This window comes from Arthrobacter sp. NPDC056691 (genome assembly GCF_042791415.1).
Lineage (GTDB): Bacteria > Actinomycetota > Actinomycetes > Actinomycetales > Micrococcaceae > Arthrobacter.
The window spans coordinates 1-15,507 of record NZ_JBHTXX010000051.1 but is presented as its reverse complement, the minus strand read 5'-3'; the positions used below and the strand labels follow the sequence as shown (position 1 = coordinate 15,507).

Annotated in this window: 17 protein-coding genes and 1 tRNA gene; 6 read left to right on the top strand and 12 right to left on the bottom strand. The window is 64.5% G+C overall.

The features are described from left to right. Positions 1 to 93 precede the first annotated feature (93 nt). Positions 94 to 747, bottom strand: a complete 654-nt coding sequence (locus tag ACFRAU_RS25055; RefSeq protein WP_378001885.1) for a helicase associated domain-containing protein — start codon at positions 745 to 747, stop codon at positions 94 to 96. 310 nt (positions 748 to 1,057) lie between these two features. Between ACFRAU_RS25055 and ACFRAU_RS25050 the strand changes: the two genes are divergently transcribed. Next, positions 1,058 to 1,140 (top strand) — tRNA-Leu (locus tag ACFRAU_RS25050). An 851-nt stretch (positions 1,141 to 1,991) separates the two neighbouring features. Here the strand turns inward: ACFRAU_RS25050 and ACFRAU_RS25045 are convergent. After that, a complete protein-coding gene (locus tag ACFRAU_RS25045; RefSeq protein ID WP_378001884.1) occupies positions 1,992 to 2,519 on the bottom strand; it encodes an AAA family ATPase in 528 nt (175 codons plus the stop codon). Between the two features lie 351 nt (positions 2,520 to 2,870). Between ACFRAU_RS25045 and ACFRAU_RS25040 the strand changes: the two genes are divergently transcribed. After that, positions 2,871 to 3,503 (top strand): hypothetical protein, encoded by a 633-nt coding sequence (locus ACFRAU_RS25040; RefSeq protein ID WP_378001883.1) that lies wholly within the window; start codon positions 2,871 to 2,873, stop codon positions 3,501 to 3,503. Between the two features lie 133 nt (positions 3,504 to 3,636). Here ACFRAU_RS25040 and ACFRAU_RS25035 read toward each other — a convergent pair whose 3' ends face one another. Continuing rightward, positions 3,637 to 3,999, bottom strand: coding sequence for a hypothetical protein (locus ACFRAU_RS25035; RefSeq protein ID WP_378001882.1), 363 nt, complete (start codon positions 3,997 to 3,999; stop codon positions 3,637 to 3,639). Positions 4,000 to 4,150: 151 nt separating this feature from the next. On the opposite strand from ACFRAU_RS25035, the gene ACFRAU_RS25030 reads away from it, so the two are divergent. Next, positions 4,151 to 4,519 carry a hypothetical protein gene (locus ACFRAU_RS25030; RefSeq protein ID WP_378001881.1) on the top strand — a complete coding sequence of 123 codons (369 nt, stop codon included), beginning with the start codon at positions 4,151 to 4,153 and terminating at the stop codon, positions 4,517 to 4,519. A gap of 1 nt (position 4,520) precedes the next feature. Here the strand turns inward: ACFRAU_RS25030 and ACFRAU_RS25025 are convergent, their stop codons facing one another. Next, complete coding sequence (locus ACFRAU_RS25025; RefSeq protein WP_378001880.1) at positions 4,521 to 5,174, bottom strand: Helicase associated domain protein; 654 nt, start codon at positions 5,172 to 5,174, stop codon at positions 4,521 to 4,523. Positions 5,175 to 5,278: 104 nt separating this feature from the next. Between ACFRAU_RS25025 and ACFRAU_RS25020 the strand changes: the two genes are divergently transcribed. The 3 genes from ACFRAU_RS25020 (at position 5,279) to ACFRAU_RS25010 (ending at position 7,324) form a co-directional block, all read left to right on the top strand. Beyond that, positions 5,279 to 6,163, top strand: a complete 885-nt coding sequence (locus ACFRAU_RS25020) for an NmrA/HSCARG family protein (RefSeq protein WP_378001879.1) — start codon at positions 5,279 to 5,281, stop codon at positions 6,161 to 6,163. A 185-nt stretch (positions 6,164 to 6,348) separates the two neighbouring features. Next, positions 6,349 to 6,840, top strand: coding sequence for a hypothetical protein (locus ACFRAU_RS25015; RefSeq protein WP_378001878.1), 492 nt, complete (start codon positions 6,349 to 6,351; stop codon positions 6,838 to 6,840). A 295-nt stretch (positions 6,841 to 7,135) separates the two neighbouring features. Then, positions 7,136 to 7,324: a hypothetical protein gene (locus tag ACFRAU_RS25010; protein WP_378001877.1), complete on the top strand. Its 189-nt coding sequence runs from the start codon at positions 7,136 to 7,138 to the stop codon at positions 7,322 to 7,324. Positions 7,325 to 7,853: 529 nt separating this feature from the next. Here the strand turns inward: ACFRAU_RS25010 and ACFRAU_RS25005 are convergent. The 8 genes from ACFRAU_RS25005 to ACFRAU_RS24970 all read right to left on the bottom strand — a co-directional run bounded on the left by ACFRAU_RS25005 (position 7,854) and on the right by ACFRAU_RS24970 (position 14,910). Beyond that, positions 7,854 to 8,528, bottom strand: a complete 675-nt coding sequence (locus tag ACFRAU_RS25005) for a DUF4241 domain-containing protein (RefSeq protein ID WP_378001903.1) — start codon at positions 8,526 to 8,528, stop codon at positions 7,854 to 7,856. A gap of 63 nt (positions 8,529 to 8,591) precedes the next feature. Continuing rightward, positions 8,592 to 8,918: a hypothetical protein gene (locus ACFRAU_RS25000; protein WP_378001876.1), complete on the bottom strand. Its 327-nt coding sequence runs from the start codon at positions 8,916 to 8,918 to the stop codon at positions 8,592 to 8,594. A 28-nt stretch (positions 8,919 to 8,946) separates the two neighbouring features. Then, positions 8,947 to 9,417 carry a hypothetical protein gene (locus tag ACFRAU_RS24995; protein WP_378001875.1) on the bottom strand — a complete coding sequence of 157 codons (471 nt, stop codon included), beginning with the start codon at positions 9,415 to 9,417 and terminating at the stop codon, positions 8,947 to 8,949. Between the two features lie 183 nt (positions 9,418 to 9,600). Continuing rightward, a complete protein-coding gene (locus ACFRAU_RS24990) occupies positions 9,601 to 11,787 on the bottom strand; it encodes a multicopper oxidase family protein (RefSeq protein WP_378001874.1) in 2,187 nt (728 codons plus the stop codon). A 1,093-nt stretch (positions 11,788 to 12,880) separates the two neighbouring features. After that, on the bottom strand, positions 12,881 to 13,072 hold the full coding sequence (locus tag ACFRAU_RS24985; RefSeq protein ID WP_378001873.1) for a hypothetical protein: 192 nt from the start codon (positions 13,070 to 13,072) through the stop codon (positions 12,881 to 12,883). A 41-nt stretch (positions 13,073 to 13,113) separates the two neighbouring features. Further along, positions 13,114 to 13,611, bottom strand: a complete 498-nt coding sequence (locus tag ACFRAU_RS24980; protein WP_378001872.1) for a DUF2199 domain-containing protein — start codon at positions 13,609 to 13,611, stop codon at positions 13,114 to 13,116. 211 nt (positions 13,612 to 13,822) lie between these two features. Further along, positions 13,823 to 14,113 carry a hypothetical protein gene (locus ACFRAU_RS24975; protein WP_378001871.1) on the bottom strand — a complete coding sequence of 97 codons (291 nt, stop codon included), beginning with the start codon at positions 14,111 to 14,113 and terminating at the stop codon, positions 13,823 to 13,825. Further along, the gene (locus ACFRAU_RS24970; protein ID WP_378001870.1) at positions 14,110 to 14,910 is read right to left on the bottom strand and encodes a hypothetical protein; all 801 of its coding nucleotides are present in this window, start codon (positions 14,908 to 14,910) and stop codon (positions 14,110 to 14,112) included. The genes ACFRAU_RS24975 and ACFRAU_RS24970 overlap by 4 nt, the downstream gene beginning before the upstream one ends. Positions 14,911 to 15,507: the final 597 nt, after the last annotated feature.

Here is a 15,507-nt window from a genome sequence, read left to right as displayed (position 1 = left end):
ACCACCTGAGAGGCGAAACTCGTTTCCACCCCCTGTTTGAGGGGTGCCCACAAGGTTTTCCCAAGGCGGCTACGGCAAGCCGCGCGGCCTGCCTTAGCGTGGCTTCCGTCCACGCTTCCGGCCAGCCCGCCAGCCCGGCACTGTCCGGTCCAGCGCCTGCATCTTGGCCACGTCCAGGGCGCCCCGGTGCAGCCTGGCCCGCTGGGTGTGCAGCCATACGCCCAGATCGTGCTCCAACCCAGTCACAGTGGCTTTGTGGCGGGGCCAGTCGTTACCGGCGGCCCGGTACTCGGCCAGGGCGGCGAGCCGCTGCGCCCACCATGCAGTATCAGCCTCTGCCCGCGTCGGAGTCTGCCAGCCCGACAGTGCTGCCAGCCCCTCCCGGTAGGCCAGGGCCAGACTTCCTTCGCGGGCTTCCTCCCGCCGCCGCTGCAGCCACGCCGCCAGTGTCCGCTCCGACTCACTGCTGCTGGCCCGGGACGGGTAGCGGCCTGTCTCCTGTATGAACACGACGAGCTCGCGCAAGCGTTCCAGTCCCGACGCCGTCGCCGTATGGGCAGCCTTCAGGGCGGCGGATGCCTTGTGCGCCGACTGCAGCTCCGGGTCTCCGGCCCGGGCAGCTGCCAGGTGGTAGCCGACCGTCGATGTGGGCGCACCTACCAGCTTCGCGATCTGGCCGCGGGCGAGACCACCCTTGTACATCAGCGCCCACTCCGGGTTCGGGGCAGCCTCCCAGCGGCTGGTCACACGATCATCTTGCCAGCCATGACGGCTCGTCGCGTCAGCGTTGCGTTCAGGAATTGATTACTGAAGTGGCTGTGGTGACTGATGGCAGCGAGGCAGGAACGTCATGCGGCCGCATTTGGTGAGTACCTGACCAGGTTCCCGGGTGGTTGCTCACGCAGTAGGGTGCGCGGTCCGGGTTCAGCAGGCGTGGCCGAAGTCAGCCTGCTGAATCGTGAGCCCGTGCTTAGCCTGACTCCGGAGGCTCTGTGCTAGGGTTCTATGTCGCTGCTGCTGGGGAAAACGAAATTGTATTCCCCAGCACTCCCATCACGCGCGGGTGGCGGAATGGCAGACGCGCTAGCTTGAGGTGCTAGTCCTCGAAAGAGGGTGGGGGTTCAAGTCCCCCTTCGCGCACAATGAGAAACCCCCGGAAATTGCTTTCCGGGGGTTTCTGTTGTTCGTCTGCGTTCAGACCTGCACGCATTCGGTTATTGCGGCCAGAGGGCGGTGATTTTCCATGAGACCCGTATCCGTGCACCGTACGACCAGTTCATTCATTTACTCGATCTTCCAGGCCGAAGCACGAGAGTACCGATACGGGGAAGTCGCTGAATTGGAGCGCGACGCACGTTGCGGAGCTGCGTAACCCGGCATGCGCTCGCAGAACTGAGCTGCTCGAAGAGGGCGCCAGAGCTCAGCGCTGCTTCTTTCGGGACATACCGGGAACTGGCCGGATGGACCCTTGCGGCGTGACTCAGCGGCTCCGTGAGGATGCGCGGTCAGGGGCACTGGCTGCTGCCCACGGTGAAGGGCTGGCAGAGCTGTCTGGCTGGCAGACCTGTCCCGAACTGAGGTCAATGAGACCAGGATGCGGCAACTCGACGGGGCTTTGCCTGGCAGGCAGAGCGGTCGGCAGCGAGGAAAGAACCCCCCGGCAGGACGGTTCACCCAACATTGAATAGTTCTGAGTGCGCGGCGAAACAATGAGACCCGCCGTCACTGACGGCGGGTCTCATCGTGGTGGTTCGAACGGTGTCAGTCTAGGTCAGCACCTGTCTGCGTGTGGCCGTGTGTTGCTTCATGTGGCGAGGATGGGGGCATCTCCGCGTCACATCTACCTGTACTACGATCCGGGTGTCTGTCCGAAGGCGGCGCGGAACACGGTGACGAAATGCGCTGGGGGGATGAGTAGCCGCCATCCAGAGAGACGGCCCCACGTGCCGGCCCTCTCCCGGGCGGCGCCGATACCCGGGTTGAAATTCCCGCTACCAGCCAATGACGGCTCGAACCGCCTGAGCCACCTCTGCAGGGCTTCGTTCTGCTGACGAAACTGCCTGGTCGTCGACTCGTGCCCGGGCAAGGATCGTGTTGAGCTCGACGCTGCGATCCAGGTGCCAGTGCAGGTCCGGGCTGTCCGGCTCGTGCCGGCTCCTGAGCCGCTCCCGGACTGTTTCGATGGGCGCGTTCAGACGGATCACGGTCAGGGTCCCGCCGCCGAGGGCGGCGCGGTAGCGGTCAACCTCCGCACGGCACTCGATGACACCGGACAGTATGAACCGGTTCACGCCGATTTCCCGGTTATTTCCGGCGACGGCGTGGAGGTTCCTGAGCTCCAGTTCGTGATTGAACCGGTCCGTTGACGGCGCGGGCCAGCTGCGCCGCAGGGCGTCCAGATCGATCACGGCGTTAGGGATGCCGTCAGCGGTAAGGAGCCGGTGTAACGCATCCCCGGTGGCTGTCTTTCCCGAACCAACTGTCCCGTTCAGGAATACGCTCTCAAGTTCCGTAGCCATCCAACGAGTCTAGGACGGCGTGCTGCCACGTGGTTGTCCGGTGGAGGCGAGCACCTGGCGCTTCAGTCCCTCGGTATGCCGCCATTGAAGCTGCCTGCGCGTCTGTGTGTGTGGCGGCAGCTTCAGGAACCGGCAGCATCGCCGCTGCGCCGGCTGTCGCCCTGGCTGTGAACGTTACTTTCTGACCGGATACAGCTTCCCGCCGGGACCTTTGGGAAACCCGTCGAACCCTGTGACGGCACCGGACGGCTGATTAGGCTGAGTTATGAGTGGACTCCGGGGAATGATGCGGACGACCTGAGTCTGACCTGGTGACCGGCCGGGCACGCCGCATGGTGGTGAGGGGGACGGATGAGCGGAATTAACGGTCTCCCTGGCGATGGCAATGACCGGTGGGAGCAGGCGCGGAGAAGGGCTCGAGGGCTGGCCGACTATGGACTGGGCCAGGCAGTTCGAACGTACTACACGATCTACTTTCCGGTCGGCCTGGCAGCGCTCATCGTCCTGGGCGCAGTTGCCGCCGGACTGACCTTCGGCGACGAATTGGGTTGGCCGGAGTTGATCGGGTTTGGCTTCCTGCTGGCCGGGCTTGGGGCGATGGCTGGCGGGCTGATCTACAACAGCAAACGGCTGAGCCCCGCCGTCGAGGCGGGCCGCGTCGGCGTCGTCCTGTCACTGGAGGACGACGAAAAGAAACAAATCCGGCGGGAGCTACTCGGCAAGGAACCCGTACTTCCGGAACACCTGGTCGTCGCGCGTGGAGTCGCCGTTCAGACGAGGAAGGTTCTGGCACTGCAGCTCGTGACGCTCCCGGCGCTGCCTCTTGCCTTCATTCCGCAGGTATTTCGCGCCGACACTTTTCTATGGTGGTTAGCTGCCCTGGCCATCGTCTTTCAAACCTTGGCAGCTGTCATTGCTGTCCGCCAGTTCCGGCAGGCTGGCCGCTTTCTGGCCCAAACCGCTGGAAAGGCCAACATTAGATAATCGGTGACCGGAACGTAACCCGTTCGTGGAAGTCACTGATCCGCGGGTGTCGACCGCCGCCTTGCCCGCTGAAGGTCTATCCCTTGCTCCACGCCACGGGCAGCGTGACCGGGGACGAATGAGAGTCGACCATTTAGGTGATCTGCAGGTGAACGATTCCGGGTTCCGCGAGATCATCCACCCAAATTCCCACTCTTGCCTGTTCGGCATTTACCTGATGCTGTGAGAGCCTCTCGCCATCCGCTGTCTCCAGTCTGATCTGACCCGCGGGACATTGAATGGTTCTTGGACCTAGTCCGATGAGTTCCTGCGAGGGCGCCAGAGGACCAATATGGATCGTGGTCTCACCATCAACGCCGCTCCTCCCACCGATGACGAGGGCGTCTTCACTGGCCCAAACCAGTCCATCTTCGGTGACATTGGGGATGGTGGGCTTCTCCGCCCCCAGGACCAGGAAGATCGCGTAGTGGAGCCGTGCCCGTACGATCGTTGTCATTGGATCTCCTCGCTGTTGAGCACATCATTCCACGTAGGGCCCGGCTGGTAGTGGCGCGCCTGCACGGCCGTGCTGCTCTGGCAGTGGCTCCCGACAGCCAGCCAGGTTCGGGGCAGACCGGAACTATTCCGCGGCCGGTCTGGCGGATAGCATGACGGCAAAGAAAGAGGTGGTGATGGGGGCATCCACAGAAAATCCTGCCGAGATCCAGGACGGCGGGGCCATGGAACTGGTCCGCGTTCCGGCGTGGGAAGTGAAGTATAAACTGGACCGCAACCCGGATGAGCTGGCGCACTTTGTCTGCTGCCGTGATCTGGACTGGCGGAGGGCAGTCTGCGGTTACGAGGAGCCCGAGGCTGTGATCCTGGAGAACCCGACGACGTTCTGCACGATGTGTGTGGAGGTGGTCCAGGCTCACGGGGGAGTGCCGGGTTCCGGCAGGTGCCCGTTCGATGACCAGCCGTGCCCCGACGATGAGACCGTCGACCGAATGATTGATGAGCGCACGTCCAGGCCCTGAGCTAAACATTGGGCTTGCGGCCTCTCCGCCTGCCGGTGCGCCAGCCGGGGACGGCTTTGTCCAGGGCGTCCGATTTGTCAGCGGTCAGGTCCCCGCCGTGAAGTTTGGTCCGTTGGACGTGCAGCCAGATACCAAGGTCGTGCTCTTCACCGGTGACTTTCTTGTGCCGGGGCCAGTCGTTCCCGGCGGCCCGGAAGACGGTCAGCGCTGCCAGCCGGTCCTCCCACCTTGCCTCGTCGGCTTCCGCGCGCGGCGGCGTCTGCCAGCCGGGCAGCTCTGCGAGTCCGTCCCGGTAAGCCTGCGCGAGAGTATCGGCCCGGGCGTCTTCCCGCCGGCGCTGCAGCCACGCCGCCAGCGTCCGCTCCGTTTCGCTGGGCGAGTTCCGGGACGGGTAGCGGCCTGTTTCCTGAACGAGCGCGATCAGCTGCCGCATCCGCTCCAGTCCCTGGGCGGCGACGTGGGCGGGTTTCGTGCCGGCCGCCGTTTGGTGATCGAGCTCCAGGCCCGGATCAGTGGCCCGGGCGATTGTCAGGTGGTAGCCCACGGTGGACAGCGGGGCTTCAACCAGGTCGGCGATCCTGTCCCGGCTCAGTCCCTTCCGGTACATCAGGACCCACTCTGCATTCGGCGCCCGGCCCCGCCTCCTCGTAGTCACGGCACTATCCTGCCATCCGCGGCGTTGGCGTTCCTGGACCTTGGCCTGTGCACTCGTCGACTAACGTTTCTCTTACGGTGTCAGTTACGGACCAGGAGAACGCCATGAACAGCAGTGATACAACATCCGGCGGGCCGCGGCGCATCGCCGTTGTCGGGGCAACCGGCAACCAGGGCGGCTCTGTCGTTCAGGCGCTGCTGGAGGCGGACGTGCAGGTCCGGGCCCTGGTGCGTGACCCCGGCAAGCCTGCAGCACAGGCATTGGCCGCCGGCGGTGTTGAACTCACGGTGGGCGATCTGACCGACCCGGCAGCACTCGACACCTTCCTCGACGGGGTGGAGGCCGTATTCGCGATGACCACGCCGTTCACTGACGGCCCCGAACAGGAGACCGCCACCGGCATTGCGATCGCCGATGCCGCTGCCCGCGCCGGGGTACGGCACCTCGTGTACAGCTCCGTCGGTGGTGCCGAACGGGAATCCGGCGTCCCGCACTTCGAGAGTAAGCGCCGTGTCGAGGAGCACATCGAATCACTCGGCATCCACCACACATTCCTGCGCCCGGTGTTCTTCATGGACAATTTCGGCCGCTATTCGACCAGTGTTGAGGACGGGCAGATCGTGGTGCGGATGGCCATGCCCGGTGACATTCCGCTGCAGATGGTCGCCGTGCGTGACCTCGGGAAAGCAGCCGCGGCCATCCTGCTGGGTGGAAGCGCCGTCGAGGGTTCCAGTGTGGAGGTCGCCGGCGATGAGCTCACGGGTTCGCAGATCGCCCAGGCCATGGGGGAGTTCGCCGGTCTTCCCGCAAGTTACGAGGCGTTGCCGCTGGAAGCGGTCGCCTCGTTCGGGGACCAGGCCGCGATGTTCCGCTGGTTTGCCGAGACCCCCGCTTACCGGGCCGACTTCGCCGCCACCCGCGCCCTCGTGCCCGACGTCCTCGATTTCCCTGGATGGCTTGCCGCGTCGGGCTGGAAACCTGCCGCCTGACGCAGCTTGGCGCTGCCGGGCTGGGTCGGTGCGTCATCCCGGTGCGGGTGCCTTCACCGGCCGGGAACCAGCACTGGGGTTCGTGGAGCTATTCGAGGGGAGGTAGAGGCACAAAAAATGGGCGCGGGAAGATGCCCTCCGCGAGTATCGGGCCGCTCAGCCCCGATAGACGCTAGGCTGCGGGCATGGGGCGATGGGGAAAAGAGGGGCAGCGCTGGCCTTTATGGACGGGAGCGGCCGGCTTCCTGCTTGTTGTGGGCTACGCAGCCGTCGGTGCATTACAGGTTCTGGTGTGGAACCCTCTGGCGGCCGTCCCGGGCGCCACGCTGGCTGAAATCCAGGCAGCGATGGACCGGGCGAATGAATCGCTTGCGGCGCCGGCGGTTCTTATCTGGGCAGCCACCGGAATCATCCTGGCGGCAGCAATTCTGATTGCTGCACTGAAGCCAGCGATCACAGGAAGAACCGCCGCAGCCCTCGACCTGTTGCTCCTCGCGCTGGCGGCGCCGTCACATTGGATGGCATCTTTTCCCGCCGGGATGGGGCTCGCTGACACCTTTGACATATCGGGCGGCGACTACGCGCCCTGGGGCAAGATTCTTTACGCCGTCAGTGCGCTGTCGTTGGTAGCGGTGATCATGCTTGTCGTCCGACGCAAACGCAGATCGGCTGCATAAGGCCACCCGGCTGTGGGCAAGTAGGACCGACACGATGGCCCTCGCTCGCCCCAGCCTGGGTTTCATGACCAGTCCCGCAGGATTCTCCAAGGTTTTCCACGGCCACCTTCCCCGGACGATGGCCTGCTGTGAGCATTGACGGGTACCAGGCAGAGCCCGCGCCGGGCCAGTTCCTGACCTTCGCCCCGGCAGCACATTCTTCTGCTGAAAGCATCTGAACCGGGCGCCGTGCCTCTCGACTGGGGCGTCTGATCGGAGGACGATTAAGGAGCATCGTTTTGTTAGGAGGTCACCGATGTGCGGTTCGTACAGCAGGGATTTCCGTCGCGACACCAGGAAAGACGCCACGCGGGAAACCGACAAACGCCCCGAGCGCCACGCCGAGGCCAAGGACTTCAGGTTCTGGGCCTTCCCATGGCGCCGCAGGGAGTCCACCGTCCAGGAACCCGAGAAGGCTCCCGATAGGACCGGCGAAAAGGTGTAGTTCAGTGAGTAAAGGGGGCAGCCGCCAGGGCTGCCCCCTTTACTGTGGACACCTCGAATAGGGCCGGTGAGCAGTCCCAGGCGGGGCCTCTGAACCGGGCGGGCACCAGCGCTGGTACTGGTGCTGCTCATAGCGGCCCGGTTCCTGCCGCCGGTCGACTTGCTTTCGGACGCCGGGCAGAAGCCATCCAGTCGAAGTCCAGGAGCGGGCGTCGCTTTACGGGAATCCTCAGCGAACGAAGAACGAGCTGATCTCCCCCCAGACGAGCGGTTCGGAACCGTCCTCCCGCTGGCCCACTTCGGGCGCAACCGTCGATTGCCCGAGAGCAGAGCCCTCAAATGACGCCCGGGGCGTCTGGACGGTTGCCGAGGGCGCATCAGCTGCGGCGCCGAGACGGAAGGGCACCGGGCTGCAGATCATGACGGCGGCGTGCCGGGCAACCCGTGCCTTTATCCCGCCTTTGCCGACCGTGGCGCCTCAGGAGCCGGATCTGCCGGTTCCGGGCCGGAGGATCAATCTAATCTGGCCCTTAGGCCGGATCCGAAGCGGGCTCGCCCACAAACGCTCCGACAACTATTAGGTCGATATGGATACCGGTGAGTGCACCGTTGGCGTCTCTGGTTTGGAGGATCGGGTAGCGGCCGTCACCCCACCCGGAATGGGACAAAACGACATTTTCATCGTCCCCGGCCAGCGGCATCACGATGTTTGCCGTGCCCGCCGGATGCGGCTGGTCAGCGTCCATGAGGTCAAACCAGCAATTCGGGTCGGCTGATTCGAACACGTCCGGGTACCAGGTTGATGCATGTGGCATGCAGCGAGCCACGGCGTCAGCGTCGACGAAGGCCACCGTGCCGGCGCTTACCGGCACGACGTAGAACTCGCCCTGAGGCGGCGGGCCGGTCGGGCCCGGTGCGGCTTCCACGGCCGTTGACTCCGCCGGGGAGAGGACAAGAGAGAGGTAAGCCTCACGCAGATGCGATCCATCCTGTTCGGGCGAAACGTCCGCGACGGTGACCCGGACCGGGTAGTCGCCGGACGGAACATTCACGATCACCGGATTGCCGAGGTTCACGAATGGGTCGCAGGCGCCCACCTGCCCGGAAGGGACACGCAGGTTTCCCAGATCGATGACAGTCAGCCGGCCGTGCCGGCCACCGCCGAGGGGTGCTGTTCCTGTCTGGAGCGCGTAGTGATCGGCCATGTCCACGCGGCTATCCTCTCGTGTTCTGCCCTGGCAAGCGCACCGAATGCGCCGTTACAGTCGTCATTCGTCCCAGCTGAATGATCGGAATTCCCACGGGGCATCAACGGTTAGGCGATCCGCTTGCATGCCTGGTGGCATGGCTGCCAGCTGTGTGAGGGAAGGATCGGCCGCGACCACGTGCCAGATGTGTGTAGCAATCAAGGCGCCGTGGGCGTTTGGGTCTGATTCTCCATCGGCGATGGCCCAGCCGCCCTCGGGATCGTGCAGAACCTGAAGTGCCGGGCGCGCACCGTCCAGGACAGTCCGCATGACGACAACGCCAAGAGCCGGCGGGAAGGCGTCGCCCTCGAACGGCCAAGGCAGGGACCGAAACATTTCTTGGTTCATGCGATCTTCCTCATTACGGTATTCATGGCTACGGCGCTGGGACCAGCCAGAAGCCGGCGACGGCTGACCCGCCCGGCTCGGTAGTCATGGGCACCAGATGAGTGAGGACCTGGCCTGTCGCAAGGTCAACGGTCATGGTGCTGGCTGTTCCGCACTTGAGCGCGAGTTCGTGGGTTGTTCCTCCTCTGCGGTCCGGCTGCGCAATGAAGAGGGCTGCATCCGAAACGCCGACACATGCCGAAGTCACCTGGTAACGTCCCTGAGGTATTCCGGGCAGCGAAGTGCGGTACCCGTCGCCGCCAAGTCCGCCCGAGCCGCCCAAGACGAGGGCGGAGGGCCTGGGGCCAAGGATCTTTTCCAGTTGCGTCTGGTTGCTGGCCTGTTTCCCGGCCAGTGCGGGATCGGCCGTCGGCGGGGGAGGCGGGGCTGGCCGGGAAATCACAGGCGCCGCGGCGGTTGCAGAGGTCGTCTCGTCGTCCGTGTAAGCACAGGCGTTCAAGGCCCCTGCCGAACCGGCCAAGACAAGTAAGAGCGACAGGCCGCGGACTCGTTTTCCCCCAATGAACCCCATGCCCCGCAGACTATCGGCATCCGTCGGCGTGAGCCATCCCCGCATCTGCCCGCTGACGGGTTGCCGGGCAACTATAGAAGGTAGCGCCCAGATCCTTCGCCGGGGCAGTTCTCAGGGCGTGATTTCCCAGGCGAACATCATGGCGTGGTCCTCGTGCGAAAGGTTGTGGCAGTGCCCGACGTAGGGTCCTGTGAAGTCCCTGAAGCCCCGGTATAGGATGGCAGATTCGCCAGGGTCCAGGGCCACCGTGTCTTCCCCGGAGATGTCATCGGGATGCCCGGGATCCGCTGTCCGCGTGACGTCCTTGCCGTTGCGCATGACCACCTGGTGTTCTTCTTCATGGAGGTGGACCGGGTGCACCCAGCCGCCGCCGCCGTTGCGGAGCTCCCAGAGGTTGAAGCTTCCCTTCTTCTGCTGGGCCAAGGGTGAACGGCCGGCGGGATTTTTCAGGCTTGGCAGGACATGCTGCGGGTCGAAGGGCTTGCCGTTGATGAGCCACTCAGTTTCCCCGCCGGCGCTGCCGCGCTGCACTTCGAAGATCAGCCGGTTGTCCAGCAGGCTCTGCCAGTTGCTCGGCAGCGGCGGACGTGGACGAAGGGTAGCGGGGATCTGGCTGTTGTCCGGAGCCGTGTCGCCTATGACGATCTTGAGGAGCGGTATCTTGTATTTGGGATCGGGGGAGAACCGGGTGGATGCGGCCCACTTCCGGCCATTGGGCATTTTCATGACGTTGGTGAGGTAGATGACGTCGCCCTTGGTGGTGGGCGTGCCGTCCTGGTACCGGGTGAAATCTACGATCACCTCGCGCCGTTTGGCCGGCCACAGCTCAAAAGAATCACGCCTGATCGGGACCGGCAACAGGCCTCCGTCGACCGCGATCTCGTTGAACTGCATGCACTGCTGGCCGTCCTCGATACGGTACTGGCCCTGGAGTTCGTCGCCGTTGTAGCCGAGGGAGGCTGAAGACTTCGGTCCTCTGGTGGAGGTCATCAGCTTGAACTCGTAAATCCTGGCAACCGAGGCGTCCAGAAACCTTAAGCGGTACTTCCGCCGCTTCACCTCCAGGACGGGGAAAGCTGTCCCGTTGACCGTGCAGATGTCGCCGACGAAGCCGTGGTTGGGGAAGTGCTTGTAGAAGGTCTTGCCCCACCATTCGGGGTGCTTGGCCGGGTTCTTGGCGGCCGGGTACTCGCCTTGGACGTCGTGGAAGTCCTTGTGGATGGTGACGCCGTCGTCGAACCGGAAATCGGTGAAGGCCAGCGGGATGTCGTACTGGACGTCGAATGACCCGTCGGGGTTGTTGGTGCGGACCCCGGGCAACCGCAGCCCGCGGCGTTCGTCGCCCATGTCCAGGCCGTTTTTCGGGTCGTAGATCGGGTAGAGGCCCACCATGCCCTTGTACACGTTGGCGCCGGTGTGGTCCATCGTGTGGTCGTGGAACCAGAAGAAGCTTTGCTTCTGCAGGTCATCGCCGCCGGCGGGCCAGTTCAGGTACAGGTTGTCCACGAACATCCCGGGCCGGTAGCCCCGGTGCCTGGGTCCTGCCACCATCGAGTAGTGCGGGTTGCCGTCGCTCTCGGGTGCGGTGTGGGAGTTATGCAGGTGGGTCAGGAATGAGAAGTCCGGGGAGCCGAAGTCCTGCCGGTCCAGCTTCAGCGGATTCTCGTCCAGGTGGTTTTCGAACCGGACCAGGACGGGTTTGCCGTATTCGGCGTTGATCCTCGGCCCGGGGAAGGTCCCGTTGAAGCCGTAGATGGTGCTGGAAGGCATTATCCGCTTCGTGCCCGCTGGGTACGTCTTGCGGTTGGCATCGAAGGAAACCGCCGGTCTGCCGTTCGCATCGATCGGCAGCACCTGCGAGGTGGTGAAGGAATGGGGACGGACCAGCAGGTTGATCTTGTAGACGATCGGGTCCGGAAGGCCGATCTGGCTGGTCCAGATCTGGTGCCGTTGGTTGCGCAGCGAGTTTTGCTGGCCCGGCCCCGGCCCTGGCGGGTTCGGCCAGCGGCTGACCACGGACTTCGGGACCGGGGACAGCGCCTTGGGGATGAGCAGCGGGTCGCTGAAGGGTGAGAGGATCAGCGGGCTCGTGGGGAAGGCCTCGATGTACAGGGCGTCGCTGAGGGCCGTTGACGCGGCGGCAAAGGCGCTGTCCGACGTGACGAGCCCTGTTTGGGCCAGCAGCGGGCCAGCCCAGTTCTGTGCGGCCGCGACTGCGGCTGCTGCTCCGCCGGCCGCACCCAAACGCAGAAGGGTACGGCGGGCCACTCCGCTGCTGTTGGTGGATTCTTCGGTCATGGTCGGTGCCTCCTTGGCATGGCGCGCAAGCCAAGCAGGCCAGCGCCCAGGTCAACCCCAAAATGGACTCTGAGACCGATTTTCAGACCACGGGACCTTTCTGGCCCGTGGGTTGGTTTCCTGCGATGGTTCCCCAAGGCAACTACTTTCCTTCGCGGACCTTGGAAAAAGGTTGGTTCCGGGCCCGCGGCATGGTGCTGCCCGGCCGGGGGCACCGTGAAGGGGATACGGTAGCTTCCGGGTGCCATCAGCCGGGCGCCCGTTCGTCAAGGGCGGGACTCATCGAAGGGCGGCGCCGGGGCCGGCAGGAAACGGAGCGAAGTGCCCTCTTAGAAGTGCGGGAAGTGAGCGAATCAGCTGCCTGCCGGCCCAATGGCATTCGTTCGGCCGCCGTGGGCATCGTGCAGTTGCTCGGCTTCAGACCCGTGCCAGTCGGCGGTCAACAGCGCCGCCGGAGGACCGGCCCGGCGACGTGGGTGGTGGAAGCCGGACAAGCCCTGCCCGGCGGTCGTCCTGGTTGGTTGGGGTTGACGGGCAATTTAGGGGTGGGACCCGGTTCCTTCCCAGCCTCCACGGCGATGATGAAGCATGTCCCGCTGAATGACCTGCCAGCCGACGAGCGGGACGGACACCCGGACCGGGCATCCTCCCCCCAGAGTGGCCGGGCCGGCTGTCCACGGCGCAGGGCCTGCCTCCCGAAACCATGGTTCGGTTCATTGCTATTCAGATTTCACAGCCCAACTCTGAACCAGGGGAATCCTTGCTCAGGTTTCCCCGGCGGGCAGGTGTGACGCTGGCTGGCCAGGGAATTCACGGAGCACACCCGCTATGGCTCTGACCGCCTCGGGGTCGGTTGTCCAGGGCCGCCCAGTGCGGGTACTGGCATGGAAACCCGTGACTTTGGAGCCTTTGGCAGCCTCGGTCAGTTCAGCCCACGCAGCCTGCAGGTCGTTCTCGCGGATCGCTGCCGACGGATCGTCCGTGACCGCCGAGGGCTCGGCCTTAGGCTCCGCCGGCGCCGCGGATGCTGTTTTCCGTCGGAAGAATTGTTTGAGACCCAATGTTCTGTTCCTCCTTGAACGGGTTGACTATCTTATCTTCGCCCTCGGGGCGTGGCGACCGCCGCCGGATGCATCACGACGATCAGAAGGGTGGCTAGCGGGCCGAAGAAGACCGAGATGAAGAACCACGCGAGCCGGCTCCTGTTCTTCTGCTCGGCGAGCCCGGCGTTGATCAGGGCGATCGCCAGCCACACGCCGCCACTGTTGAGGAACCCGTTATCCATGAAGGTCTCCTATGCAGCTTTCTCGTCGACGCTGAGGGGGATCAGGGCAGCGACGCAAGCACGTCGTGGGACCACTCCCTGGTGAGTACGTCATGCAACCCGGCGTTGGGGCTGCTCACGCAATAAGGGGTGTGGTCAGGGTTCAGCACAGCAAGATCCACCGGGACGGCAAACAGGCCCCACGGCTCGATCCTGTTCGCCAAGTAACCCGTGAGCTTCAGAGCGCTGTACTCCGGGGCGTTCCAGACAGAAGCGGCCCGCTGCATGTCGTCGGGGTGGATGGCGACCCAGACACCGAGGCGGAGTTCGTGTCCGCCCTCCAGTTGGACGGGAAGCAGGGCCCGGACGAACGGGCTGATCCCCGGGATCTGCATGAGTGTGGCCACATTGGGGTCCGGCTCGCTCAGCCAGCTTCCTTCGGCAAGATGTTGCCCGGGGCTGTTCAGCACCGGGTCGGGAAGCCGGAAGCGGACGTCCCTGTCATGGTCCGACGTCTCCAGCCCGCACATCGCGCACGTATGAGTTGTCGATGAGTTCATCCATCCCCCCGGATTCTGTTGTCCTCGGGGCGAGTCTACGCGGGTTGGCGGCTGACAGTCAGGTCTTCTCCGGGGGAGCCGCGTCGTGGCAGGTCACCGTTTCAAGATATTTGCAGTCTCTTGATACCAGCGCTGAGCCGGCATTTGAGCGCTGGCGGACGCAGGACTTCGTGTCTTTCGCAGGGTGATGCTGGTGAGTACGTGTGATTTGTTAACCCGGTGGGAGATCGTTCGGGTCCTGGATGTCGCGCAGGTGGGCTAGCAGAGCCAGTTCGGGGCGCTCGGGGTTCACGGCCAAATGATGCAGCAGTGACGCCCGCATGCCGGGAATGAGATCGTCCTGCGCCAGGATCCCGTTTATCAGGCGCTGAAGCTGGAACCGCTGAAGGCTGCCCTGCATGGAGGGTGCGGGCAGATCGTCCGCAGCCCGGGGGTGAGGCGCAGCCGGGGCAACGTGCCTGCGGTTGAGCTGGGCTGAGGGAGGAAGCTCGAGGAGTGTCATCGATCCTGCGCCTTCGCTGGCTCGAAACTCCGGAAGCGACTTTTCTCGCGATCTGATGTCACGAGTCCGGGGACGGCCCCGGTGACCAGGGTGCCAAGGTGTGCCGCTGCGCTGAGCTGCAGGCCGGTATCCGTGAATCCGAGGTTGTCACCACTGATGACCAGGATGTGTCCCGCCGTGGCCGCCTCCAGCCATGTGTTGTCGCGGGGGTCCATTGGGTCCAGTTGCTGGGAGTGCATCAGCGCACCGTCCATCCGCAGTTCGACGGCTCCGTCGGTGCCCACGGTGCGGGTGCATGTGTCCCGCACAGGGCGGGCCTGCCGCACGATGTCGCCGTAAGTGTCATTGAATGACAGCTGGAACCCGTGGTTGACCAGGGCGGAAACCAGTGCGGAGGTCATCTCTCCGCCGGGTTTCCCGAAGACCAGACTTGGTAGCAGGGTGTAGGCCAGTACCGGAATGTTTGTCTCTCCGGCTCCGCCCCAGGCGAGGACGAGCCGTGCGCCGAGGGCGGTTTGTTCCCCGGGGAAACCGGTAGCCTGGTGCACTTTCAGACCGGCTTGCCGGCACTGCAGGTGGTGGACGGCAGGATCGAAGGTCAGGCACACCCTGCCCTCCCGATCAAGGCCTTCGGTGATGTCCACTGTGAGGGACAGCGCGGCGCCGGGGCCAAAGGGAAGCCGGCAGGCGGCGCAGCGATGGGTTGTGGCGATGACGCTGTCGATGTAGTGGGCGGTGTCCCTGCCCTTGAATGTTTCCAGTCGTGCGTCCCAAACGACATTGCTGGTGATGGGCATACCGCGGTCCAATCCGTGACGCCTCTCCGGTGATGTGCCCTTGCACGGCAACCACTGGAGCGGGAGGGGGCCGCCGGGCCTGGCCTAACGGGAGCGTGAGAACCAGGAGCGGCGCACTGGCTGAAACCAGTCGCAGCTCTTACTGCCAACCAGATGCCCACAGAATCTCCCGGTTACCTTGGAGAAACCTGCTCGTACCCTGTGAGCCGGAGTTGGGGATCACCCAGGACAGCCCCCAATCCGCCTGGGCGGCGGTCCCAAAGCTGCTGTTGGAGGGAGGGAGTTGCCTCCACAACGGAACCGCGTCGGCGGTGTGGGCCCAATCGGGTCCCCCTCGTCCGGGGGTGTTGCCAAGATATCTGCAAGCTTCAGGCCGGGGGCAGCGAGGGCGGTGCCCACATGGAAGTGGCAACTGACCGCCCGCATCTACGACCGCGACAGCCGGCAAATCCGGGCTGTCGTTGGACTTGGGAGCAGCACCGGTTGATGTCCACCGGTGGTCGGGCAGGAAAAAGCCCCCGCGGCCTTTGAGGGTGGTACGGGGGCCCTTCCTAGCGGCAGGACCGCTAAGTCTGGAGTTCAGCGGGCCTGACGTCC